Origin of the sequence: Sphingopyxis sp. MG, from assembly GCF_002953155.1 — a bacterium.
In the GTDB taxonomy this organism is placed as follows: Bacteria; Pseudomonadota; Alphaproteobacteria; order Sphingomonadales; family Sphingomonadaceae; genus Sphingopyxis; species Sphingopyxis granuli.
In genome coordinates this window covers 967,681-990,660 of sequence record NZ_CP026381.1, presented here as the reverse complement: position 1 = coordinate 990,660, position 22,980 = coordinate 967,681, and the positions used below count along the sequence as shown (strand labels likewise).

17 protein-coding genes are annotated in these 22,980 nt (G+C 65.8%); 12 read left to right on the top strand and 5 right to left on the bottom strand.

The features are described 5' to 3' along the window. The first annotated feature begins 12 nt into the window (after positions 1-12). Both C3E99_RS04500 and C3E99_RS04495 read left to right on the top strand, forming a co-directional pair. A complete protein-coding gene (locus C3E99_RS04500) occupies positions 13-915 on the top strand; it encodes a LysR substrate-binding domain-containing protein (protein WP_076074696.1) in 903 nt (300 codons plus the stop codon). Positions 916-976: 61 nt separating this feature from the next. Beyond that, positions 977-1,576, top strand: coding sequence for a hemerythrin domain-containing protein (locus tag C3E99_RS04495; protein ID WP_234002602.1), 600 nt, complete (start codon positions 977-979; stop codon positions 1,574-1,576). Between the two features lie 654 nt (positions 1,577-2,230). Here the strand turns inward: C3E99_RS04495 and C3E99_RS04490 are convergent. From C3E99_RS04490 to C3E99_RS04475, 4 genes are all read right to left on the bottom strand, one after another. Continuing rightward, positions 2,231-3,871: a tannase/feruloyl esterase family alpha/beta hydrolase gene (locus tag C3E99_RS04490; protein WP_076074693.1), complete on the bottom strand. Its 1,641-nt coding sequence runs from the start codon at positions 3,869-3,871 to the stop codon at positions 2,231-2,233. Between the two features lie 53 nt (positions 3,872-3,924). Continuing rightward, entirely contained in the window at positions 3,925-5,226 is a 1,302-nt protein-coding gene (locus C3E99_RS04485) for a spinster family MFS transporter (protein WP_234002601.1), read from the bottom strand. 102 nt (positions 5,227-5,328) lie between these two features. Further along, a complete protein-coding gene (locus C3E99_RS04480) occupies positions 5,329-7,386 on the bottom strand; it encodes an acetoacetate--CoA ligase (protein ID WP_076074688.1) in 2,058 nt (685 codons plus the stop codon). Between the two features lie 119 nt (positions 7,387-7,505). Further along, on the bottom strand, positions 7,506-10,145 hold the full coding sequence (locus C3E99_RS04475; protein WP_104959467.1) for a TonB-dependent receptor plug domain-containing protein: 2,640 nt from the start codon (positions 10,143-10,145) through the stop codon (positions 7,506-7,508). A gap of 145 nt (positions 10,146-10,290) precedes the next feature. On the opposite strand from C3E99_RS04475, the gene C3E99_RS04470 reads away from it, so the two are divergent. The 10 genes from C3E99_RS04470 (at position 10,291) to C3E99_RS04425 (ending at position 21,310) form a co-directional block, all read left to right on the top strand. Continuing rightward, complete coding sequence (locus tag C3E99_RS04470; RefSeq protein ID WP_067182456.1) at positions 10,291-11,361, top strand: AraC family transcriptional regulator; 1,071 nt, start codon at positions 10,291-10,293, stop codon at positions 11,359-11,361. Positions 11,362-11,522: 161 nt separating this feature from the next. After that, positions 11,523-11,900 (top strand): DUF3703 domain-containing protein, encoded by a 378-nt coding sequence (locus C3E99_RS04465; protein WP_234002600.1) that lies wholly within the window; start codon positions 11,523-11,525, stop codon positions 11,898-11,900. Positions 11,901-11,911: 11 nt separating this feature from the next. Continuing rightward, entirely contained in the window at positions 11,912-12,232 is a 321-nt protein-coding gene (locus tag C3E99_RS04460) for a hypothetical protein (protein ID WP_076074683.1), read from the top strand. A 53-nt stretch (positions 12,233-12,285) separates the two neighbouring features. Continuing rightward, the gene (locus C3E99_RS04455) at positions 12,286-13,557 is read left to right on the top strand and encodes a TolC family protein (RefSeq protein WP_076074681.1); all 1,272 of its coding nucleotides are present in this window, start codon (positions 12,286-12,288) and stop codon (positions 13,555-13,557) included. A 4-nt stretch (positions 13,558-13,561) separates the two neighbouring features. After that, a complete protein-coding gene (locus C3E99_RS04450; RefSeq protein WP_104959466.1) occupies positions 13,562-14,710 on the top strand; it encodes an efflux RND transporter periplasmic adaptor subunit in 1,149 nt (382 codons plus the stop codon). A gap of 3 nt (positions 14,711-14,713) precedes the next feature. After that, positions 14,714-17,923 (top strand): efflux RND transporter permease subunit, encoded by a 3,210-nt coding sequence (locus tag C3E99_RS04445; protein ID WP_076074676.1) that lies wholly within the window; start codon positions 14,714-14,716, stop codon positions 17,921-17,923. Further along, entirely contained in the window at positions 17,907-18,827 is a 921-nt protein-coding gene (locus C3E99_RS04440; RefSeq protein ID WP_076074673.1) for a cation diffusion facilitator family transporter, read from the top strand. The genes C3E99_RS04445 and C3E99_RS04440 overlap by 17 nt, the downstream gene beginning before the upstream one ends. Before the next feature lie 158 nt (positions 18,828-18,985). Continuing rightward, positions 18,986-20,152, top strand: a complete 1,167-nt coding sequence (locus tag C3E99_RS04435) for a PepSY-associated TM helix domain-containing protein (RefSeq protein ID WP_076074671.1) — start codon at positions 18,986-18,988, stop codon at positions 20,150-20,152. Beyond that, positions 20,149-20,328 carry a hypothetical protein gene (locus C3E99_RS04430; RefSeq protein WP_076074668.1) on the top strand — a complete coding sequence of 60 codons (180 nt, stop codon included), beginning with the start codon at positions 20,149-20,151 and terminating at the stop codon, positions 20,326-20,328. The genes C3E99_RS04435 and C3E99_RS04430 overlap by 4 nt, the downstream gene beginning before the upstream one ends. A gap of 43 nt (positions 20,329-20,371) precedes the next feature. Next, the gene (locus C3E99_RS04425; protein WP_158682104.1) at positions 20,372-21,310 is read left to right on the top strand and encodes a TonB-dependent receptor plug domain-containing protein; all 939 of its coding nucleotides are present in this window, start codon (positions 20,372-20,374) and stop codon (positions 21,308-21,310) included. Here C3E99_RS04425 and C3E99_RS04420 read toward each other — a convergent pair. Continuing rightward, positions 21,293-22,876, bottom strand: coding sequence for an ISL3 family transposase (locus C3E99_RS04420; protein ID WP_104959409.1), 1,584 nt, complete (start codon positions 22,874-22,876; stop codon positions 21,293-21,295). The genes C3E99_RS04425 and C3E99_RS04420 overlap by 18 nt on opposite strands. Between the last annotated feature and the right edge of the window lie 104 nt (positions 22,877-22,980).

Below are 22,980 nucleotides of genomic sequence, written 5' to 3'. Positions count from 1 at the left end.
CAGGAATGAAAGATGCTCGACCGCCGCCCGCTCGAAATTTTCCTCGCGATTGCCGAGGAGCGCAGTTTCGTCCGCGCGGCCGACCGCCTCGGCCTCGCCCAGCCGGTCGTGAGCCGCCAGCTCCAGCGACTGGAGGGAAACCTCGGCGCGCGCCTGTTTCACCGCGGCAGCCGGTCCAAGGTCACGCTGACACGGGCGGGCGAGCTGTTTCACGACGAAGCGCGCGACGCGCTCGCCGGGCTCCTGCGCGCCGAACAGCTCGGACGCAATGTCGCGCGAGGGGCGACGGGGCCGCTTCGCATCGGCTATGTCTTTTCGGGCGCGATGACCGCGCTGCTGAGCGACATGGTTCGCGGCCTGCGCACGGCCTTTCCCGATCTGGAAATCGAGCCGCGGCTGATCGAAACGCCCGCGCAGCTTCGCGAACTGGCCGAAGGCCGCATCGACGTCGCGATCGTCCGCCCCCGCCCGTCGTGGCCGCGCGGCGCGGCGGTGCTGGCCCGCCACCACGAGCCGATGCTGCTCGGGCTCGGGACGACGCACCCGCTCGCCCGCCACGACAGCATCGCGATCGGCGATCTGGTGCCCGAATGTTTTCTGACGCCGCAGTTCGACGTCGAGGACGAGCTCGCCGAGACCGTGCGGCGTCTGCTCCGCAAGGTCGGGGCTCGTCCCCGGATCAGGGCCACGGGCGATTTCATCACCGCGGCCGCGCTCGCCGCCGCGGGTGAAGGCGTCATCCTCGCGCCCGCGTCGCTCGCGCATCTGGTGATCGACGGTCTGACCTTCCGGCCGATCTCCGGGCATGCCGAGCGGCTCGAACTCGCCGTCGTCGGGCGGCCCGAACTGCCGGCCGCGCAGCGCGAGGCGATCATCGCCGCTCTTTCGGCATCGCGGACCGACTGCCGGGTCTGACCTTCAAGGGACACAGCGGGCAGTCATCGCGCGCCGCGGCGCCATGCCGGGCCGCTTTATCTTGACATCGGTCGTGCATCGTCGCAAAATACGCATGTTAGATACCTATTTTAAATCGAGGCATCCGCCGATCTTTGCGGCGACAGATGGAGGTCGTGATATGGCAAGCAATCCCGTCGAAACGGCCGACCCGGTCGACGCAGCGGAGACCCCCGCTCTCGTCGATCATATCATCGGGCGCTATCACCGCGTGCACAGCCGGGAGCTTCCCGAACTCATCCAGATGGCGCAGCGCGTCGAGCAGGCGCATCAGGGCCACCCGGCGGTCCCTGCGGGGCTTGCCGCGTTGCTGAAACAGATGCTCGGCGAGCTGACCATCCATATGCAGAAGGAGGAACTGGTCCTTTTTCCGCAGATGAAGAAAGGCGGACGCCCCGAAATCGGCACGCCGATCATGGTGATGATGGCCGAGCATGACGATCACAGCGCCTTCCTGCGGGCGGTCGATGGCCTCACGCAGGGCCTGCAGATTCCGGAGGGCGGCTGCGGGACCTGGCGGGCCCTGTATGCGGGCCTGGCCAAGCTGTCGGCCGATCTGACCGACCATATCCATATCGAGAACGACATCCTGTTCCCCCGTTTCCTGGGGTCCGGGGCCTGACGACGGCGCGGCCGCAATCCGGAGCGCGCGCAGACCGCCCCGGATTGCTTCCCCCGGATCAGGTCGGGATATATACCCTTCAGGCAAGTAGGGAGTTGTTCCCCGGCGAAAGCCGGGGTCCATGCGGGGCAGCGCTGTGCCATCTGGACCCCGGCTTTCGCCGGGGAACAGTGACTTGTCGAGAAGGGATAATTGCCGACTTGATCCGGGGTCGCGATGGCGAACCGGGTCAATCCAATGTCATCATTCTTTATGGTCTATGGGGATTCGGGTTTCGGCGCGCTGCCTCATTCGTTCGTCATGCTGACTCGTTTCAGCATCCATGGCCGGACCTTCCCTTTTGTGCCGCCTTTCATTCGAGCGCAGACCATGGACCCTGAAACAAGTTCAGGGTGACGAATGGGAGAAACTGCACAGAACGCCAAATCCCCACAGACCATAGTCATGGGCTGCACTTTTTCGCCGCCCCGCAAATACTCCATCACGGCCCGTTCCCCGGCGAAAGCCGGGGCCCAGATGGCGCTGCTCCGCGTGGACCCCGGCTTTCGCCGGGGAACAGCTACCTGTCCGAAAGGGATAATTGCCAAACAAGTTCAGGGTGACGAAAGGGAGAAACGGTGTCGAAACCGAATCGCCACGGGCCTTGGAGCGGCGTCAGCGATCGTCGGGTCCGGTGCAGATGAAATTGCTTGCCGACCGCGTCGAACCCGAGCCGCGATACACCGCCCTCCGCGGATAGGGGCAGAGCGGTCGCTGCATGGCGATCTCGCCCGTATCCTCGGCCGAAAATTTCGTCGCGATGACATGATCGGGCGCCTCGCCGCTGTCGGTCCAGGCAATCAGGGCCGAGAAAATGTCATGCTTCGCATCGTCGGCCGGCGGTCGTGGTGGGATGCCGAGCGTGGCGTTGAAGGCGTCGGGGCCGGTGCCGCCGCCGCAATGCATCATGCCGGGCGCGAGGAACAGGCGCGCGCTGTCCGCGAGATTGCGGCCGCCACCAAGCTGCGCCGCCTGCCGCTCATAGAATGCGATCGACTGGCCCGGCGCGACGAGCGTATCGGCCAGACCGTGATAGATGATCAGCTTGCCGCCGCGCGCGGCGAACGCCTCTAGACTGCCGCGCGTGGCATCGTTCACGATGGGGCCCAGACGCGCATCGACGGCGGGCATGTCGCGATCGAAATCGAACCCCTTCCAGTCCCAGTCGGCGCCGAACACCCATTTGAAAAGCGCGCCGAAAGGCGGCTGGCCGTTGATCGGCGTTTGCAGGAAGGACCAGCCGAAGGTGTCGGGCATTTCGCTTCCCGGGAGCCAGCCGAAATAGCTCGCCTTGCCATCGCGGCCCGTCGGTCCCGAATAAAAGGCGCGCGCGGTGGCCACTTCGTTTTCGGACAGACAGGCGTCCGATGCCGCGCCCATGCATTGCAGGACCGCGGGGTCGAAGCTGCAACTCAGGGGATCGGAGATGAACCGGTCCCCCGCCAGACCGTGCCCCTGTCGCCAGCAGGTCGCGATCGCCGCCTTGTTGAGCAGCTTCAGCTTGGCGTCGGAGAGCAGGCTGCCGGGCGCGCGATGCGCGGCGGCATAGTCCCAAAGCACCGCAGCATGGCCCCAGGTCCGGTTGATGACGGGCGCGCCGACGAGGATTCCGTCGTAATCGGCCGGATAGTAGAGCGATTCGATCAGGCCCTGCTGGCCGCCGGTCGAGCAGCCGGTGTAATAGGAGCGCCGGGCGTCGCGACCGTAGAAGGCCCTGGTGATCGCCTTTCCGGTCACGGTCATCACATGCGTCGACAGGCGGCCCCAGTCGCGCCACTTGCGCGGTTGGCCGATCAGGGCATCGCCCTCCAGCGGCGAGGCGGGCGCGGTTCCCGCATCGGTCGTCGCGGTCGCAAATCCGCGCCGCAACCCGTCGACCATCCCCGAATAGCCGCCAGCGAGAACGCCGGCGAAGCCGCCGTTTCCATTGCCGTGAAAGACGCCGGTCCAGTCCTGGGCGGGCAGCCAGATTTCGACGCCGATGTCGGAATCGGGCGCCGAGCGCACGCGCGCGACGACGCGGCAGAAGCTCCGGTAACCGGGCGTCTCGCCCGCAATCGTCGTCTCGGCCGCCTTGGCCGGAACCAGCGCCGCGCTGACGATGCTCGTATCGGGGAGCCGCAGGGCGGCGAGGCCGTTGCAACGCGCGGCGACGGCATCCGGCGCCGGGGTCGGCGCCAGGGCCATCGCATCGCTCGGGACCATCCACCCCATGATGAGGACCGCGGCGGCGGCAAGGCTGTTTTTCCGTTTCATGTCTGTCTCCGCAAAGCTGTCACCTTCACTTCGTTCCCCGCTTCCCCAGCCCTTCACACAGGATTGGCTTCGCGCCGCTCCGGAACGGCGGCGGAAGGCGCCCGCCTGATCAGACGGGCGAGCCACAGGAACAGCAGCGCCGCGATCAGGTACATGGGCGCCAGCGCATAAAAGGCCATCTGCAAGGCATGCCCGCCATATTCCGGGCGGAAGAAATCGCTCGCCATGCCGACGAAGGTCGGGCCGAGGCCAAGGCCGATCAGGTTCATCACGAGGAGCAGCAAGGCGCCCGAAATGACCCGCGCATCCGGATCGACCTCTCCCTGCACGAAGGTGACCGTCGCGGGCAGGAAGAAGGAGTTGAGGAACAGCGGCACACAGAGCAGCGCCAGCGCGACCTCCCAGCGTTCCGCGGTGGCGAAACCCAGGAAGAAAGGCAGGGCGAGCAGCAGCGACAGCGCCGGAATGCTGGCATAGGCCGCCTTGTTCCGGACCCCGAAGCGGTCGATGAGGCGGCCGGAGACGAAAATGCCCGCCCCCATGCCGATGCCGACGGCCAGCGCATACCAGATCGCGACCTCCTCCAGCGTCATCCCCTTCTCGCGCATCAGGAACAGGGTGGCGAAATTGCTGAGGCCATAGGTGATGAAATTGGCGGCGCCGCTCGCAAGCGCGGTGACCGCGAGAATCCGGTTGCCGAAGAAGCTGCGGATTGCCTGCCCGAAGCCCTGACCGGGCTCCGCGGCGACGGCGGAAACGGGCGCCGGGTCGAACTGGCCGCGCGCGGGCTCCGGAACGATCAGGTAGACGAGCACCGCCGTCAGCACCCCGACCGCGCCGACGACGTAGAACGGCACGCGCCAGTCATAGGCGGCCGCCAGCGAGGCGCCGAAAGCCACCCCCAGCGCGGACCCGAGCGGCGGGCCGAGATTGAAGATGCCCATCGCGGTTCCCCGCTGCTCGCGCGGGAAGCTGTCGGAGATGATGGCATAGGATGGCGGCACGCCGCCGGCCTCTCCCACGCCGACCGCCATGCGGGCGACCACCAGTTGCCCGTAATTCGCCGCCATGCCGCACGCCGCGGTCGCGGCGCTCCACAGGCCGCAGGCGAGCGAGAGGACTTTCACCCGGTTCGTGCGGTCCGCCAGCCAGCCGACGGGGATCGCGATGAAGCAGTAGAAGAGCGCGAAATAGAATCCCGTGATCCGGCCCAGCTGGCTGTCGGTGATCTGCAAGCCATCCTGGATCGGCTTGGCGAGAATGGAGACGAGCTGGCGGTCGAGGAAATTCAGCACATAGACGAAGCACAGCATGCCGAGCACCAGGCCGCGATGGCCGGGTGCGCGGCTGTCCACGATGCCCGGCCGATCCGGCGATCCGTTCCTGTCCATATGCCTAGCACCTTCCCTGCCCATTGTTTTCCCGATCCGGCCGGCGCGCGCCGGCGGCTCCCGCCCTTACATCGCCTCTCCCGCGTGCGGCGCCATCTTTGCGTCCATGTCGCGCCGCCAGCGCTGCGCCCGATCGATATACCAGGGCAGAACCTCCGGGGTAGCGGTCGCGTCGGCATTGATCACCTTCGCCACGGGCCAGCCGCCGAACAGCCTTTTGATCGGCAGTTCCTGCTTCTTGCCCGACAGCGTGCGCGGAATGCCGGGCGCGGCGATCAGCCGGTCGGGCACGAAACGCGGCGACAGGCTGGCGCGAATGGCGGTCGCCACCGCCGCCTCCATCGCCGCATCGACGCCATGTCCCTCGGCCGGAACGACGAACATGATCAGCTGGCTGTCGCCGTCCGCGCCCTCGATGTCGACGATCATCGTGTCGGCGATCTGTGGCAATCGTTCGACCGCCGAATAGATTTCGGCGGTGCCCATGCGCAGGCCGTGCCGGTTGATCGTCGCATCGCTGCGCCCCGAGATCGTGCAGCCGCCGTCGGTGCCGATCGTCAGCCAGTCGCCGTGGCGCCAGATGCCCGGCCATTCGGCGAAATAGGATTCGCGGTAGCGGCTGCCGTCCTCGTCCCCCCAGAAATGCAGGGGCATACTCGGGAAAGGGCGCGTGCAGACGAGTTCGCCGACTTCGCCGATCACCGGCTTGCCCCGCTCGTCCCACGCCTCGATCGCGGCGCCGAGGTGGCGGCACTGCAATCGCCCCGGCGTGTCGGGAAGCTCCGGATTGCCGGCCATGAAGGCGGCCGCGATCTCCGTCCCGCCGCTGACGTTGCACCACCAGATATCGGGGCGGCCCAATCCGGCGAATTGCGCCGAACCCCAGCGCTGGACGTCGGGCGGAAGCGGCGAGCCGGTGCTGCCGAGCGCGCGAACGGATTCGAGGCCGCCGATCCGGGACAGGTCGAGCCCGGCCTTCTGGCAGCTCGTGAAAAAGGCCGCGCCGGCCCCGAACCAGGTCACGCCGTTGCGCGCCGCGAACCGCCACAGCCGGGTCCAGTCGGGAGTCCCCTTGGGCCCGCTGGGCGATCCGTCGAACAGGCAGATGGTCGTGCCGCTGAGCAGGCCGCCGACCTGAATGTTCCACATCACCCAGCCGGTGGCGCTGTACCAGTGGAAACGGTCGCCGAAATTGTTCGGGGCGTAGCTCGGTCCGAGATCGAAATGGAGCTGGCCCGCACAGGTCGCGAGCAGGACCCCGCCATGTCCGTGCACGATCGGCTTGGGAAGGCCGGTGGTCCCGCTCGAATAGAGAATCCACAGCGGGTGATCGAAGGGCAGCCATTCGGGTTCGAACGCCGCGACCTCGGCATCGTCGCGCGCCACCGCCTCTTCGAAGGCGACGGCGCCCGGCACCTTGTCCTCGCCGAATCCGCTGTCGATGACGAGCAGCACTTCGATGCAGGGCAGTTGACGCCGAATCTCGGCGACGGCGGCGCTGCGGTCCATGGCCTTGCCGCCATAGGCGACGCCGTCCACCGCGATCAGCACCCTGGGCCTCGTCTGGCGGAAGCGGTCGAGTACCGCATTGGCCCCCATGTCGGGCGAGCACAGCGTCCATATCGCCCCCAGGCTGGCGCATGCCAGGAGGCCGATCACCGCCGCCGGGATGTTGGGAAGATAGGCGGCCACGCGGTCGCCCCGCCCGACCCCGTGCCGGCGCAGTTCGAGCGCCAGCGACGCCGCCTGCCGCCTGAGGTCCGCCCAGCTGAGGACCGCCCGGTCGCCGCGTTCGTTCTCGGCGACGATCGCGGGCTGGCCGGCGGCGTCGGCGGGGACCGCATGGCGAAACACGTGCCGGGCGTAACTGACCTGCGCCCCGTCGAACCAGCGCGCGCCCGGCATGGCGTCTTCGCCGAGCACGGCCGCGAACGGCGTCGGGGATTCGATCCGATAATAATCCCAGATGCTGCGCCAGAAGCCTTCTAGATCGTCGACCGACCAGCGGCGCAAATCCTCATATTCCGCGAATTCCAGATCGTGCGTGGTCTTGAGCCAGTCCGAATACAGGCGGATCTGCGGAACGGGAGCCGGGGCGTCCGCGCTGTTGCTGGCATGACTCATAACAGACCTTGTTTCATTTCAGGGAGATATGACGAGGAGCGCTGCACCGGCCCCAGTTCCGCTCGATCAGGCGGGTGAACGACGGGCGGCGACCTCATCGAAGATCGCCGCCCATGGCATCAGAAGGCGGTGCGCAGGCTCATCGCCGCATAGCGGCCGATCGCATTATGGGCGCCGCCGATGCCGTCCGTCCCGGGGAAGAAGGGCGGCTTCTTGTCGAACAGATCGTTGATCTGCAGCGCAATCTCCGTTCCCCTGGCGAAACCCGTATCGGGCAGCCGCAGGGACAGGCGCAGGTCCACCGTGGTGTAGCCCTTCGAATGATAGAGGCCCGACCCGGTCGGCGTCGCAAAGGAAGCGGTGACCCCGCTGCGATGATTGACGAAGTTGACCAGAGTGACCGGCCCCGCCGTGACTCCCAGCGTCGTGCGCAGCGTGGTTCGCGGGATGCCCGCCTCGAGCGAATCGCTGACCGCCGAGGTCGGCGACAACCGGGTCCGGTATTTCAGGATATAGTTGCCGGCGACGCCGCCGAAAATCGTGCCAAAACCCGCCGTATGCCGGTAACGCACATCGAAATCGATCCCGTTCGTCTTGCGGATGCCGAAGTTCCCCTGGCGCAAGTCCAATATGTTCTCGATCGTCGGCACCGCCGAGAAGGTGTAGAAGAAGGGAACGGTGTCGGTAATCGCCGCCGCGACCTGCGCGGCGGTCGGGTCGCGGATGACGAGCGACGCAAAGGTCGGGTCGGTGAAGAGCAGCGCGCCGAGGCCCGACGGCGTGCCGATGACGTCATTATATTTGATGTCGTAGAAGGTCGCGCCGGCGCTGAATCCCGGAGCGAATACGGGCCGGAAATCGACGCCGAGCGAAAAGGTCCGCGCCTTTTCGGGTTTCAGATTCTGGTTGCCGCCGTAAAGCAGCATCGTGTTGACCTGTGCCGCGCCGCGCAGGGGATCGCGGGCGCCGAAAGCATCGACGAGCGCCGCGGCAGCATAATAGGAACCGACGGTCGAACCCAGATCGCGAAGGCCGGGCGCCCTGAACGAACGACCGTAGCTTCCGCGAAAATTCAACCCGTCCACCGGCTCCCAGGTGATGCCGACCTTCGGATTGGTCGTCGAACCGAAATCGCTGTAATGATCGTAGCGCCCCGAAAGCGACAGCGCGAGGCTGCGGAGCATCGGCGAGGCATTGCCTTCGCCGACGATCGGCACGAACAATTCCCCGTACAGCGACTGGACGCTGCGTTTCAGATCCTCGGGAAATCCGACGCCGCCGCTCGATCCGCGCTGATCATATGTTTCGCGGCGATATTCGGCGCCAAGAGCGACCTTGACCTCGCCGCCCGGCAGATCGGCCAGCGGGCCGTCGACCTTCACGGCACCGATCCGGGTGCGCTGATGATTGGTGAAGTCGGTCGGATTGTCGAGAATGGCGGCGACGACGGTGGGGCTGGTCCCGGTACCGAACGGATCGAGCGCCGTCGCGGTCGTGGTCCCGGCCGCCGCCGCCGTCAGGGCGGTGGTGTCGATCCCCGGCTGGAAAGTATCGTTGCGCGACCAGTTGAAGGTCCCGTACAGGCTCGCCTTGAAGTCGCCGGGCAGCTTGACGTCGATCCCGGCCGTCGCATTGCCGGTCCTGACGCGATAGGTCTGGTCGAAATGATCCGCGCCGACCAGATTGTCGGGGCGAAAATCGACGAACTCGAACAGGGCGCCGGTGCCCGGCGGGGCCCGGAAAAAGGGGTTGGTCGCGGTTATCAGAACGAATGTCTGGCCCGGCAGCGCGGCCTGCACCACGTCCTTGCGATCCGAATAGAGCAGGTCGCCCCACAATGTGACGCTGGACGACAGATCCTGCCGCGCCGAAACGAACAGGCTGTGCGTGCGGTTCTCCGGAACGAGATCGACCGGCCCGCGCGGGTCGCAGGTGTTGAGGCCCGGCGCCAGGCCGGGCGCGGCATAGATCGGTCCGGTGAACAGGTTGACGTTGGCGTCCGGGCACACCGCCGAACGCGTGTCGATACCGCCGGCCGCCCGGAAGTCGAGCGACCGGTACCGGCGGTCCGCCCCGGTGATGTTGCCGTTCTGCGAATATTGATAGGCCGCGACGAACGAGCCGCTGCTCCATTCGTGCCCGAAAAGGACGCCCGCGTTGAGGGCGTGATAATCGTCCGCGAAACCGTAGCGGACGTTGGCCTCGATCCCCGATACGCGCTTGCGGGTGATGAAGTTGACGACGCCCGCGACCGCGTCGGAGCCGTAGATCGCCGATGCGCCGTCGGCGACGATCTCGACACGCTCGATCGCGAGTTCGGGAAGAAACGGATAGTCGGGATTGGTCTGCTGGGTGCTGCCAGAGATCAGGCGATGCCCGTTCATCAGCGGCAGGGTCGCGGCGGACGGCAGGCCGCGCAGGCCCGGCGCGAAGGAGCCGAGGCCGCCGTTGCTCGTGCGCGGGGCGGTGTTGAAGCTGTTGAGCTGCGGCACGGTCGCCAGCAGTTCGGGGGTGCTCGCCGCGCCGATCAGCTTTGCGTCTTCGCGCGACACGCTGATGAGGCCCGATCCGGTCGGCGGAATGCCGCGGATGCTCGTGCCGGTGACGACGATCTCCGTATCGGCTTCCGCCGCGCTGTCCTGGCTATCGTCGGCGCTCTGGGCATGAGCGGCAGCCGTTGCGCCCAGCATGGCCGCCGCGATTGCGGACCCGCACAGCATGCGCGCGCGGCGTCCCTTGAGAATGGTTCTGATCGACATGATGTTCCTCTTCCCTGGCTAGGCTTTTCCTGGCGCCGGGCTCTGCCGGCTTGATGTCGTGCTTATGATTTGCCAGAGCGGTTTGTAAGAGCATTAGCGGACATCGCTGTGTCTTTGGCGGACACGCTTTATTCTGAGGAACGATATGCCTGTCGATGATGGTCAAGGCGCATTCGCCAACGGCAATGGCCGCGCCGGCTTTCCTTCGCTGAATCAACGCATCTTTGCGCCTTTCAAGCTGGCCACCGTGATCGACACGGTGGCTGGCCGCGGCATCGCGCCGGAGACCGTGCTCGACCGCACCGGCCTGACGCTCGCCGAAGTGCGCAATCCCCATACGCTGACGTCGATCGGCCAATATCTGATCGCCTGCCAGAACATCGTGTCCGCCGGCGCCCAGTTCAGCGATGCGTTCGCGATCGGGTCGCGCCTCCACCTGTCGGCCTACGGCATGTACGGCTATGCGCTGATGTGCTCGCCGACGATGCGCGACTTCTTCGATTTCGCGGTGCGGTATCAGCCGCTCGCCACCCCCACCGTGCGCCTCGGCTGGCGGATCGAGGGGGAGTTCGCGATCTGGCAGTTTCACGAAATCTATCGCGACGTGATGAGCAGCGACGTGCGCACCTTCCTCGTCCGCCAGCAGATGAAGATGACGTACACGCACATCCACGACACGGCGGGATCGGACAATCTGCCGGTCCGCGCGCTGTTCGCGCTCGCCGAAGACGCCCATTCGGCGGAGGACGAGCGCGAATTGTCCTGCCCCTGCCTGTACGCGCAGGAGGCGAACGAGCTTCACTATCCGATCGGCATCCTCGAGCAGACGCCGGAACTGGGCAATCGCCTCACGAGGACGATGCTCGAGGAAACATGCGACCGGCTGATCGGGCAGTCGCGGATGTCGTCGGGCCTGTCGGGCGAGGTCTATCAACTGCTGCTGCTCACCCCGAACCACTTTCCGTCGATGACGGCGATCGCGGACCAGCTCGGCCTGCAGGAGCGCACGCTTCGCCGCCGCCTCGCGGCCGAGGACACCAGCTATGGCGAGATCGTCGACGACGTGCGCCGCAAGCTGGCCATCGAATATCTGCAGACGACCCGCATGAGCGTCGACGACGTGGCCTGGAAAGTGGGTTTCAGCGACAGCGCGAACCTGCGCCGCGCGATCCGCCGATGGACCGGCAAGACCATCGGCGAAATCCGTGCGGGGTGATGCGGGGGCACCGACCGCCTCCATTCAGGATGAATTCGGACCGCGCGCAGAACCGGCTGCCCCCAGTCGGTTCCCAGCCCAGAGGGGAATTTCGACCCTAAGGCTTGACCCTGTAGCCGCTACAGGGCGCATAAAGGCGCGAATCGACCAAGGGAGATTTCGTGGACACGATCGATCGGAAGCAGGCGAGGAAGCTGATCGCGGGCGAGCTTGATCGCTATCGCGCGGCGCGCACCGCCGGTGATGGCCGTTCCGCCTGGATCGCGCTCGAACGTGCGCATGTCGTCGCGCAGTCCTTTTTCGCGCTTCACCTCGCTTCGCACTGGCGCATGCTCGGCTACGCGCTCGCGCTAGGCGATGGACGCGAGGCCGCCGGGCAGTTGTTCCGTCTCGCGCTCGTGCCGCTCGGCTCGCTCACGGGGCGCCTGCCGGTCGGCAATACGGGCCGGGCCCGGATCAGCGCCTTCAAGCCGATGCCGATCCCATCCGACCTCGAAGCGCTGATTTCGCAGCGCGACAAAATGGCTTCGGGCCGATAAGGGAAGCAGTCATGCCGGGTGCGATGATGCGACTGCTGATGATTATCGGGGTGCTGCTTTGCAGCATGCATCTGGCCGAACCCGCGTCGGCGCATGCCACTGCCGATGAAGCCGCCTTCCATCTTTCGGCCGATGACGGCGACCGGGACAGTCAGGAGCCGGCATCGAAGCTGATGCATGGCGGCCACCATCATTGTCCCGTCGCGCCCGACTTGCGGCCTGCATCCGATACCCCATGGACGTTCGCGCGCGCGCCGCTGTTCGCGTCTGGCGTCACGCAGCTTCCCTCGCGCACCCTGCCCCCCCTTCTCGATCCACCTCTCGCGATCTGAGCGCGCTCGCCGCGTCGTGCGGCGATCCCCCGGATCAATTGAGGATGGATCTTATGTTCAGGTTCGTTGCTGCCCTGGTGGCAGCCACATCGTGCGTCGCAATCGCGCATGCACAGCAGGCCGGCGTCGTGAGCCGGCCAATATCGGAGCCGTTGCTGACGCTCGACGATGCCATCGCGCTCGCGACCGGCAGCGCTCCGGCAGCGGAAGCCGCGACGGCGGAGGTCGATTCGGCCGAGGCCGGACGCCGGGTTGCAGGCCTCAGGCCCAATCCCGCGCTGCTGGTCGAAGTCGAGAATTTCGTCGGCACGGGCCCCTATAGCGGGGTCAACGGCGCCGACGTCACCGCCAGTCTCGCCATTCCGCTCGAACTCGGCGGCAAGCGACGAGCACGGATCGCAGTGGCCGATGCCGAGGCACGCCGCGCGCTCCTCGCCCGGACGATCGTACAGGCCGATATCCGGTTGCAGGTCACCGAACTCTATATTCAGGCCGCGGCTGCCAGAATCCGGTTCGCGATCGCCGAGGACCAGTTCCGGATCGCCAGCGACACGGCGCGTGCCGCGACCGTTCGCGTGCAAGCGGGTCGCGCCTCGCCGCTCGAACAGGAACGCGCCGAAGTCGCGCGCCTCAACGCCGAAGTCGATGTCGACAGGACACGGCGTCTCGCGGACGCTGCGCGCGCCAATCTCGCGCGGCGGGTCGGACGTCCGATCACCGGGCCACTCGACGTCAGCATTCTCGGCGGGCCGACAAGCGGAACGGTGGGTCCGCCGCGCCCCGCTTCCTCGGCTGGCAGCCTCGCGCTCGCCGCGGCCGAAGCCGAACTCGCGACAGCGGACGCAGGCGTGCAACTCGCAAGATCGCAGCGCGCGCCTGACCTGACGGTCGGGCCGGGGGTCCGCCGGATCGAGGCGACCAGCGACGTCGCGGCGGTCTTCAGCATCTCGATGCCGCTGCCGCTGTTCAACAACGGGCGCGCCGCGGTCGAAGCGGCCAACGCCAGACGGCGCCGTGCCGATGCGCAGCGCCGCATGACCGCGCTCGACGTCGAGCAGCAGATCAGCGACGCCGAGGTCGAAGTGCACAATGCGGCGGCCGCGGCGCGGGTTGCCAGCGGCCCGGCGCTCTCGGCGGCGATGGAGGCCGCGCGGATAGCGCGCATCGGATACCGCGAGGGCAAGTTCGGACAGCTCGAATTGCTCGATGCCGAACGGACGCTGATCGAAACGAGATCGGCTTCGATCGAAGCGCTCGCCTCCTATCAACTTGCCAGGGCCCGGTTGGAGCGCCTCACCGCTCCCGCGCCCATCGAAGGGAATTGATTCCATGAATATCTTCATCAATCGAAAGCTGCTCTCCGCCGCGCTGGTGCCACTTTTGCTCTCAGCGTGCAGCGGCAGCGAGAACGCCAAGCCCGCCGATGAACATGGCGAGACAGAAGGCGGCCACGCCGAGGAAGGCCATATCGCGCTCACCGCAGAGCAGATCCGGGTCGCAGGCATTACGCTCGGCCGACCGGCCGTCGGCAGCGCAGGCGCGCTCCAGCTTCCCGCGACGATCGAAGGCGATCCGCAGGGAACGCAGGCGGTATCGGCGGCGATCGGCGGGCGCGTCGTCGCGCTCAATCGCCATCTCGGCCAGAGCGTCGGCCGCGGGCAGACGCTCGCGATCATCGAGAGCCGCGAGGCGGCACAGTTGCAGGGCGAGGTGCAGGCGACGAAAGCCCGGCTTGCGCTCGCCGACTCCAACCTCGCGCGCGAGGAGCGGCTGTTCGCGCAGCGCGTCTCGCCGGAACAGGACGTCATCGCGGCACGCACGGCGGCGACCGAAGCGCGCATCGCCTATCGGCTCGCGCAGCAACAGGTGGCGGCGGCCGGCGGCGGCGGCGGCCAGCTCAACCGCATCGCCATCGCGGCGCCGATCTCGGGCCAGATCATTTCGCGCAGCGTCGTGCTCGGCCAGACGGTCGCGGCGGACGCCGAACTCTACCGCATCGCCGATCTGTCGAGCGTGTCGCTCGCGCTGAACCTGCAACCCGCCGACGCCGGGCGCATCCGTCCTGGTGCGATTGTCACGGTCAGCGCGCCCGGGAGGCAGGCCAGCGGCAAGATCGGCTTCGTCTCGCCCGCGCTCGATCCGGCGACCCGGCTCGTGCCCGCCATCGCGATCCTCGACAACCGGGCCGGGCAATGGCGTGTCGGCGAAGCGGTCACCGCTTCGATCGCGCTCGCGGGCGATGGCGGCGATACGTCGATCAGCGTTCCCTCCACCGCGATCCAGACAGTCGAGGGCAAGAGCGTCGTTTTCGTCCGCACCAAGGAAGGATTCAGGGCGGTTCCGGTCGTTCCCGGCGACCGTGCCGGCCCGAATGTCATCGTGCGATCCGGCCTCAGGGGCAGCGAAGAGATCGCGATCACCAACAGCTTCGCGCTCAAGGCCGAGATCGGCAAGGGCGAAGCAGGGCATGAGGACTGAGCCATGATCGCCCGCACCGTCACCTGGGCGGTCGACAATCGCTGGCTTGTCGTCCTGCTCACCGCCATTTCCGCTGTCATCGGCGCCTTCGCGCTCTCACGCCTGCCGATCGACGCGGTTCCCGACATCACCAACAATCAGATCCAGATCAATGTCCGCGCGCCTGCGCTCTCGCCCGAACTGATCGAAAAGCAGGTCGCTTTCCCGATCGAGACCGCGCTCGCGGGGATTCCCGGCCTCGAATATACCCGCTCGCTGAGCCGCAACGGATTTGCGCAGGTAACGGCCGTCTTTACCGACAGGACCGATATCTATTTCGCGCGGCAACAGGTCGGCGAACGGTTGAACGAAGCCGCCGAGACGATGCCGGACGGCGTCCGCCCCGAAATGGGGCCGATCGCGACCGGGCTCGGCGAGGTCTATATGTGGACGGTGCGGCTTGCGCATCGCAAGGACGACGTTCACAAACCCGGCGAACCCGGCCTTCAGCCCGACGGCAGTTATATGACGCCCGAGGGCGAGCGGCTCGTCACCGAAGCCGACAAGGCGACCTATCTGCGTACCGCGCAGGACTGGATCGTTACCCCGCTTCTGCGCACCGTTCCCGGAGTTGCCGGGATCGATGCAATCGGCGGTTATTCGAAGCAATATATGGTCGTCCCCGACGTGCAGCGGCTCGCCGCGCTCGGCCTCGGCCTCGCCGACCTCGCCGAAGCGCTCGAGCGCAACAATACCGCCGTCGGCGGCGGCGTAGTCGAGCGCAACGGCGAAGGGCTCGCGGTCCGCTCTGATGCGCTCATCCGCAACGCCGCCGAGCTTTCGCGCACCGTCGTCGCGACGCGGGCGGGGGTTCCGATCACGCTCGATCAGGTTGCGAGCGTCCGCACCGGGCAGGCCGTCCGGATGGGCTCGGCGTCCGAAGCGGGCACGGAGGTCGTCGTCGGCACCGCGATCATGCGGATCGGCGAGAACAGCCGCACGGTCGCGACGGCGGTCGCCGACCGGCTCGCGGGCATCAACGCCTCGCTCCCACCCGATGTCATCGTCGAGCCGGTGCTGGACCGCACCAAGCTCGTCAATGCGACGATCTGGACGGTCGGCAAGAACCTGACCGAAGGCGCATTGCTCGTCATCGTCGTCCTGTTCCTGCTGCTCGGCAATTTCCGGGCGGCGCTGATCGCCGCGCTCGTCATTCCGGTGACGATGCTGCTGACCAGCTTCGGCATGCTGCAGGCGGGCGTTTCGGCGAACCTGATGAGCCTCGGCGCGCTCGACTTCGGCCTGATCGTCGACGGCGCGGTGATCATCGTCGAAAATGCGCTGCGGCGCATGGCCGACCTCCAGCACCGGCACGGCCGCATCCTGACGATCGAGGAGCGGCTGGCGACCGTTGCCGCGGCAGCGCGAGAGATGGTGCGGCCATCGGTCTATGGCCAGGCCATCATCATCCTCGTCTACGTGCCGCTGCTGACGCTGAGCGGGGTCGAGGGCAAGACCTTCATCCCGATGGCGCTGACCGTCATCATCGCGCTCGGATTCGCCTTCATCCTCTCGCTCACCTTCGTGCCCGCCGCGATCGCGATCTGGCTTTCGAAGCGGGTCGAGGAGAAGGAGGGGCGGATCATGACCTGGCTCAAGCAGCGGTACGAACCCGGCCTCGACCGGGCGATGGCCAAACCGAAGCTGACCATCGGCGCCGGAATCGGCGGGTTCGTTGTCGCGATCATCGCTTTCCTCTCGCTCGGGCAGGTGTTTCTGCCGCAGCTCGACGAAGGCGATCTGATGATTCAGGCCTTCCGCGTTCCCTCGACCTCGGTCGAGCAGAGCCAGGCGATGCAGCTGCCGATCGAGCGCATGCTGTCGAAACAGCCCGAGGTCGCGATCGTGTTTTCGAAGACCGGCACCGCAGACCTCGCGTCCGATCCGATGCCGCCCAACGCCACCGACAATTTCGTCATCCTGAAACCGCGGAAGGAATGGCCCGACCCGAACCTCGCCAAGGCCGATCTCGTCGAGCGGCTGGAGAAGGAACTGAACAAGTTTCCGGGCAATGCCTATGAAATCACGCAACCGATCCAGATGCGCTTCAACGAACTCATCGCCGGGGTGCGCGGCGACGTGGCGGTCAAGATATTCGGCGACGATTTCGACGCAATGAATGCGACCGCGCGGGAAATCGCCGCGATCCTGCGCACGACGGAAGGAGCCACCGATGTGCGCGTCGAGGAAACCGAGGGCCTTTCGATGCTCGACATCCGCGCCAACCGCGACGCGATGGCGCGGCTCGGCGTCACCGCGCAGGACGTGCACGATGTCGTGACCGCGACGATCGGCGGACGTCAGGCCGGCACGATCTTCGAGGGCGACCGCCGCTTCCCGGTCGTCGTGCGCCTTGCGGATACGCAGCGTTCGGACTTGTCGGTGCTTGAACAGATACAGGTTCCGGTCGCTGGCGGCGCCTTCGTCCCGCTCGCCAGCGTCGCCGATATCGCGATCGTCGACGGGCCGAACCAGATCAGCCGCGAAAACGGCAAGCGCCGCGTCGTGGTGCAGGCCAATGTCCGCGGGCGCGCGATCTCGGACGTCGTGGCCGATGCAAAAGCGGCGATCTCCAAGGATGTTCGCCTGCCGGCCGGCAGTTATCTCGAATGGGGTGGTCAGTTCGAGAATCTGGCTTCGGCGCGTGACCGGCTCCAACTCGTCATTCCGGCGTGCTTCGTGCTGATCCTGTTGCTGCTCTATGGCGCGCTTCGTTCGCCGCGCGACGCGGCGATCGTGTTCACGGGGATTCCGCTGGCGCTGATCGGCGGCGTGCTGGCGCTGTTCCTGCGCGGGATGGACTTCTCGATTTCGGCAGCCGTTGGTTTCATCGCGCTGTCCGGGATCGCCGTCCTCAATGGTCTCGTGATGGTGTCCTCGATCCAGGATCTGATGCGCAGCGGCGTCGCGCGCGCCGAAGCCGCGCGCCTGGGGGCGCTGCAACGCCTGCGGCCGGTCGTGATGACCGCGCTCGTCGCCAGCCTCGGTTTCGTGCCGATGGCGCTTGCGACGGGCGCGGGCGCCGAAGTCCAGAAACCACTCGCTACCGTGGTGATCGGCGGGCTGATCTCGGCGACCCTGCTCACCCTTTTCGTGCTTCCGACCCTCTATGCGCGTTATGGGGGAGAGCGGGCGAAGACAGAGGAAAGGATCGAAGATGGCGCATTCGCATAGCCATGACGAAGGCGATCACGCCGGGCACGATCATGCGGCCGGGGCCAACGCCCGCAGCCTGACGATCGCGCTGGCGCTGACCGGCACCTTCCTGATCGCCGAACTGGCGGGGGCGTGGCTGTTCAACAGCCTCGCCCTTCTGTCCGATGCCGCACATATGTTCACCGATGCGGCAGCGCTCGCGATCGCGCTTGCGGCGATCCGTATCGGGCGACGGCCCGCCGACGACAGGCGCACCTATGGCTACCGCCGCTTCGAAATCCTTGCCGCGGCGTTCAACGCGCTGCTCCTCTTCGCGGTCGCCGCCTATGTACTCTATGAAGGGATCAGGAGGTTCGTCGAACCGCAGGAGGTGCAGTCGCTCGGCATGCTCGCGGTCGCCGTGGCCGGGCTCGTCATCAACCTCATCGCGATGCGCGTGCTCGCAGGCGGGAAGGACGAAAGCCTCAACGTCAAGGGCGCCTATCTGGAGGTGTGGGCGGACATGCTCGGCTCGCTCGGCGTGATCGCCGCCGCGGCGCTGATCTATTTTACCGGCTGGAGCTGGGTCGACCCGATCGTCGCGATCGCGATCGGCCTGTGGGTGCTGCCGCGGACCTGGATATTGCTGCGCGACACGACGAACATCCTGCTGCAAGGCGTGCCGCGCGGCGTCGATCTTGGATCGGTTCGGACGAGCATGGCCAAGGTCGCCGGGGTAATGGAGGTGCACGACCTCCATCTCTGGTCGATTGCGGGAAGCGACATGAGCCTGACGGCGCATGCTGTCTTTCAGCCCGGCGGTGATCCCGAAGCCGTGCGGCGAGCGATATCCGAGATGCTCCATGACGAGTTCGGTATTTCGCATGCAACCATCCAGATGGAATCCGATGCCGAGCAGTGCCTGGAACCCGTGCATCCTTAATGAAAACAGACGCCGTTATGCGGACGATACCGTAACGCGCGCGCTGCCTCGAGCTTTGGCTTGCTCCGCCCACGGCGCGAAACCGCTTGCATGCCATCAAGCAGGCACCTAATGGCTGCTATTGATAATCCTTTTCAATATCGCGAATAGAGCGTTCCGTGCAGCGATCGACCGTCCGGACCTGGTTTCTCATCCATAAGTGGACGAGCATCGTCTGCACGGCTTTCCTGCTGATGCTGTGCGCGACCGGCCTGCCGCTGATCTTCCACGACGAAATCGACGCGCTGACCGAAGGCCCCCCGGCTTATGGCATGCCCGGCGTCGGCTCGTCGCGCGAAGCGCCGGGCCTCAGGCCACTCGACGAAATGCTGGCGAAAGCGCTCGCCGCCCGGCCGGGCGAAGTCCCGGTCTTCATGGCGTTCGACAACGATCAGCCGTCGCTGACGATCACCACCGCGCCGCGCCCCGACTCCCCTGCCCAGGATATGACGATCCAGCTCTTCGATCGCTCGACCGGCGAGCGGACGGGCGCGGTCGACGAGGACGGGGTGATGCACTTCCTGCTCCAGCTCCATACCGACATGTTCCTCGGTCTGCCCGGGATGCTGTTCCTCGGATTCATGGGGCTGCTGTTCGTGGTCGCGATCGTCTCCGGCGTCGTGCTCTATGCGCCCTTCATGAAGAAGCTCGACTTCGGGACGCTACGCACGTCGCGCAGCGCCCGCGTCAAATGGCTCGACTATCACAACCTCCTCGGCATCGTCGCGCTCGCGTGGATGAGTGTCGTCGGCGCAACCGGGGTGATCAACGCGCTCGCGACCCCGATCTTCCAATATTGGCAGACAACCGAGCTCGCCGAGATGACCAAGGCCTATGACGGCAAGGGCGCGGTGCCGCCATCGCGTTACGGCTCGATCGACAAGGCAATGGCCGCGGCGCGCAAGGCGATCCCCGGCAACAATCCGCAGTTCATCGCCTTCCCCGGCGGCAATTTCAGCAGTCGGCACCATTATGCCGTCTTCTTCCAGGGCGATACGCCGCTGACCGAACGCCTGCTCACCTCGGCGCTGATCGACGCCGAGACCGGGGAGTTCACCGACGCACGGCCGATGCCCTGGTACACCAAGGCGCTCGCGCTGTCGCAGCCGCTCCATTTTGGCGATTATGGCGGGCTGCCGCTCAAGATCCTGTGGGCGATCCTCACCCTCTTCACGATGATCGTCCTCGGTTCGGGCCTCTATCTCTGGCTCGGAAAACGCCGCAGCGGCACCGACGCGCTCGTTCGCGAGGTCGAGAGCGGCGGCGCGCTGGTGCCTGCCGAATGAGGAAGAAACATGGCCTCGCCGCGATCTTCGCAATCCCGCTTCTCGTTGCGCTCGTCAGCATCGCGGGCCTCGTCGTCGCGCTGACCGGCGACGGGCTTCGCGACGCCGCTTCCTGGGCCGCACTCGCCATACCCGTTTTCGCCGTCGGCTGGGCCATGACGTTCCGCCGCACCTGACATCCGACCCGCGGCGTGAAGCCGCATCAAAAAGGGGAATAACATGTCCAGTCTCTCCCTCCGCGGCATGATCGGCCTGACCGCCGGGGCATCGATGCTCGCGATCACGGCGCCTGCCATCGCGCAGGACGCGGTCGGCGGCGACGACATCGTCGTCACCGCGCAGCGCAACAACCAGACGAAGGTCACCGCCGGCGGCAATGTCGGCGTGTTCGGCACCAAGGCCGCCGAGGATATTCCGTTCAACATCCGCAGCTACAACGAGGCGCTGATTCTCAACCAGCAGCCAGACTCGCTGGGCGAAGTGCTGGAAAACGACCCGACAATCCGCACCGCACTGGGCTTCGGCATCGCCGGCGAGGTCTTCGTCATCCGCGGCTTCGACCTGTCGTCGGACGACGTCGGCTTCGATGGCCTCTATGCGAAGAACCTGGCTGCCGATGCCAATCGATCGAAGAAGGGGGAATGGCCGCCCTTCGTCAGCCTCAGCGAAGCCAAGGGTTATTTTTTCGACAGCGGCAAAGCGACCTTGAGGCCAGAGTTTGAGCAGAACCTAAAGAACGAAGTCATCCCTATGCTGGCCCGCAATCTCGTGGATTACGACGTAAACGTGATCGAGGTAATCGGCCACACCGATGAAGTTCCAATGGTCGGATCGAGCAATCTCGACGCAAAGCTGGTCAGCGCTTCAACGAATCGATTTCCCATTCGCGGCCTTCAGTCGACCGACAACGCGGGCCTTGCAATGGCCCGGGCCGTTGCCGTCGTTGGAATATTGAGGTCGGATCCTCGCCTGAAAGGTGCAGCAATTCTGCCACTGTCCGGCGCGCAGATGATCGTCCCGGTCGACCGTATGGCGGATGGAACGGCGACAGCGAGCGACCAACGTAGGCGTCGAATTGATATCCGGTGTCAATCGGCGTGCAAACGGGACCCCCTATCGGCGCGCAAAAGGGGCTCTGACTCACTTTTGGTGCAATAAAGAGGGATGATCGAGAGGTGGCATCAGCCTCGCCCGCAGCAAATCGAGCTTGGCGCGCCCATACATCTGGCGTTTGACGAGCTTCAACTTCGTGATCTGCCCTTCCGTTTGCCCGTTGGACCAGGGCTCTACGATAGCGGCCTTCACCGCATTCCAGTCGTCGCTCAAGCCATTGGCAAACGAACGAAGCGGCGTTTTCCGGGCTTCGTCGATCCATGTGGCGAGCTCGAAGTCTTTCTGTTGCCTGATGATCCGGTGGAATCGGTCGGCAAGATTTCGAACGACGACGAGCGCCGGGACGGCGGCTTCAATCGTCGCGATAAGCGTGGCTTCTGATTGCGAGAGTTGATCGCGTGCCATCGTCATAAGCCGGGCAATCACACGGGCTGATGGAATGACGCGCGACACGTTGTTCGGAGCTGCCTCGTTGCGCCTCCGCCGCGTCGCCCATTCTGCAACGACACGCAGGCTTCCGTTAAAGCCGATGATTTTGAGCCGCCGCCAGAGTTCGGCACCATTTTGGCAACCGGAACGCCATTCGGCATCGAGCGTCCCGAGCCACGGGTCGAGAGAGCTAAGCCGGGTGCGGAACATATCGGATCGTCCGCCACGAGCGACCTGGCGTACGGTCTTGCGGGCATAGCCGGTCGCGCGAACGACCGCCTTGATGGACGCCCCTTTTCCAAGCAGCACACGGATCGCATCATCGGCATCCTGACGCCGCTTGAAGCCTTCGTATTGAAGCCGCTCAGCGCAGGTGAGGAGTTCTGGATCGGGTTCGGCGGATTGAAGTGCCTGGCGAATGGCGCGCATAGATTTACGGACAGCGTCGAGGAACGCCTGGCTGGCATTCTCCATCAAATGCCAGCGATCGGCAATCTGCAGGGCGTCAGGCAAGGCGCGCGCGGCCGCATGCCGGTACCCGCCACCGCGATCACGCGAGATAATGCAGATCTCCGGCCGGGCCTTGAGCCACGCTTCTACGGTGGCGACGCCACGATCGGGGAGGAGGTCGATAATCTGTCGGCGCTCCAGATCACAGACGATCGTGCCATATCGCTGTCCGCGCTTCCACGCCCAGTCGTCGATGCCGATGATCGTAGGCTTAACCTGAGCGCCCTTGAAGCGCCGACGCACAGTTCGAAGCAATGTGTCCTTGCTGACCGGCATCAGAAGGCGGCGCGCCAAGCTGGCCGCCGGACGCCCACCCAGCGCCAGCCCAAGGTGATGTACGATAGAATCCAGGCGGGTCGTACGCCGGGCAAATGTTGCAGTCACATCCGGAGGAAAGCGTTCAACGAAGATACGCGTGGTGCAGCGGGATGTGGCGCAACGAAAACGCCGGGCGACAAGAGTAATCCGAACCGGCCGGCCATGAGATGGTAGATCGGCGAGTGTACGGTGATATCGACTGTGGACACGCGCAGATGGGCGGCAGCAGTTCGGGCAGATCGAAACTCGAAATCGGGATCGCCCGGTGATCAGTATCTGATCGGCGGCATACTCGACCTTGTCGATCACCAATCCTATTGGCGCAATGGCTTCGCGAAAACCGCTCCCATGCATGGCGATATCCTCCTTCGGGGAAACTCGCCATTATCAACGCACTTGCACCAAAAGTGAGTCAGAGCCCTTTTTGCACGCCGATCCACAATATCCGGCTACGTCGG

Coding starts and splice junctions, on each gene's coding strand:
- C3E99_RS04500 (WP_076074696.1), top strand. CDS start 13: ATGCTCGACCGCCGCCCGCTCGAAATTTTCCTCGCGATTGCCGAGGAG.
- C3E99_RS04490 (WP_076074693.1), bottom strand. CDS start 3,871: ATGAAACGGAAAAACAGCCTTGCCGCCGCCGCGGTCCTCATCATGGGG.
- C3E99_RS04480 (WP_076074688.1), bottom strand. CDS start 7,386: ATGAGTCATGCCAGCAACAGCGCGGACGCCCCGGCTCCCGTTCCGCAG.
- C3E99_RS04475 (WP_104959467.1), bottom strand. CDS start 10,145: ATGTCGATCAGAACCATTCTCAAGGGACGCCGCGCGCGCATGCTGTGC.
- C3E99_RS04470 (WP_067182456.1), top strand. CDS start 10,291: ATGCCTGTCGATGATGGTCAAGGCGCATTCGCCAACGGCAATGGCCGC.
- C3E99_RS04460 (WP_076074683.1), top strand. CDS start 11,912: ATGCCGGGTGCGATGATGCGACTGCTGATGATTATCGGGGTGCTGCTT.
- C3E99_RS04455 (WP_076074681.1), top strand. CDS start 12,286: ATGTTCAGGTTCGTTGCTGCCCTGGTGGCAGCCACATCGTGCGTCGCA.
- C3E99_RS04450 (WP_104959466.1), top strand. CDS start 13,562: ATGAATATCTTCATCAATCGAAAGCTGCTCTCCGCCGCGCTGGTGCCA.
- C3E99_RS04445 (WP_076074676.1), top strand. CDS start 14,714: ATGATCGCCCGCACCGTCACCTGGGCGGTCGACAATCGCTGGCTTGTC.
- C3E99_RS04440 (WP_076074673.1), top strand. CDS start 17,907: ATGGCGCATTCGCATAGCCATGACGAAGGCGATCACGCCGGGCACGAT.
- C3E99_RS04430 (WP_076074668.1), top strand. CDS start 20,149: ATGAGGAAGAAACATGGCCTCGCCGCGATCTTCGCAATCCCGCTTCTC.
- C3E99_RS04425 (WP_158682104.1), top strand. CDS start 20,372: ATGTCCAGTCTCTCCCTCCGCGGCATGATCGGCCTGACCGCCGGGGCA.
- C3E99_RS04420 (WP_104959409.1), bottom strand. CDS start 22,876: ATGCATGGGAGCGGTTTTCGCGAAGCCATTGCGCCAATAGGATTGGTG.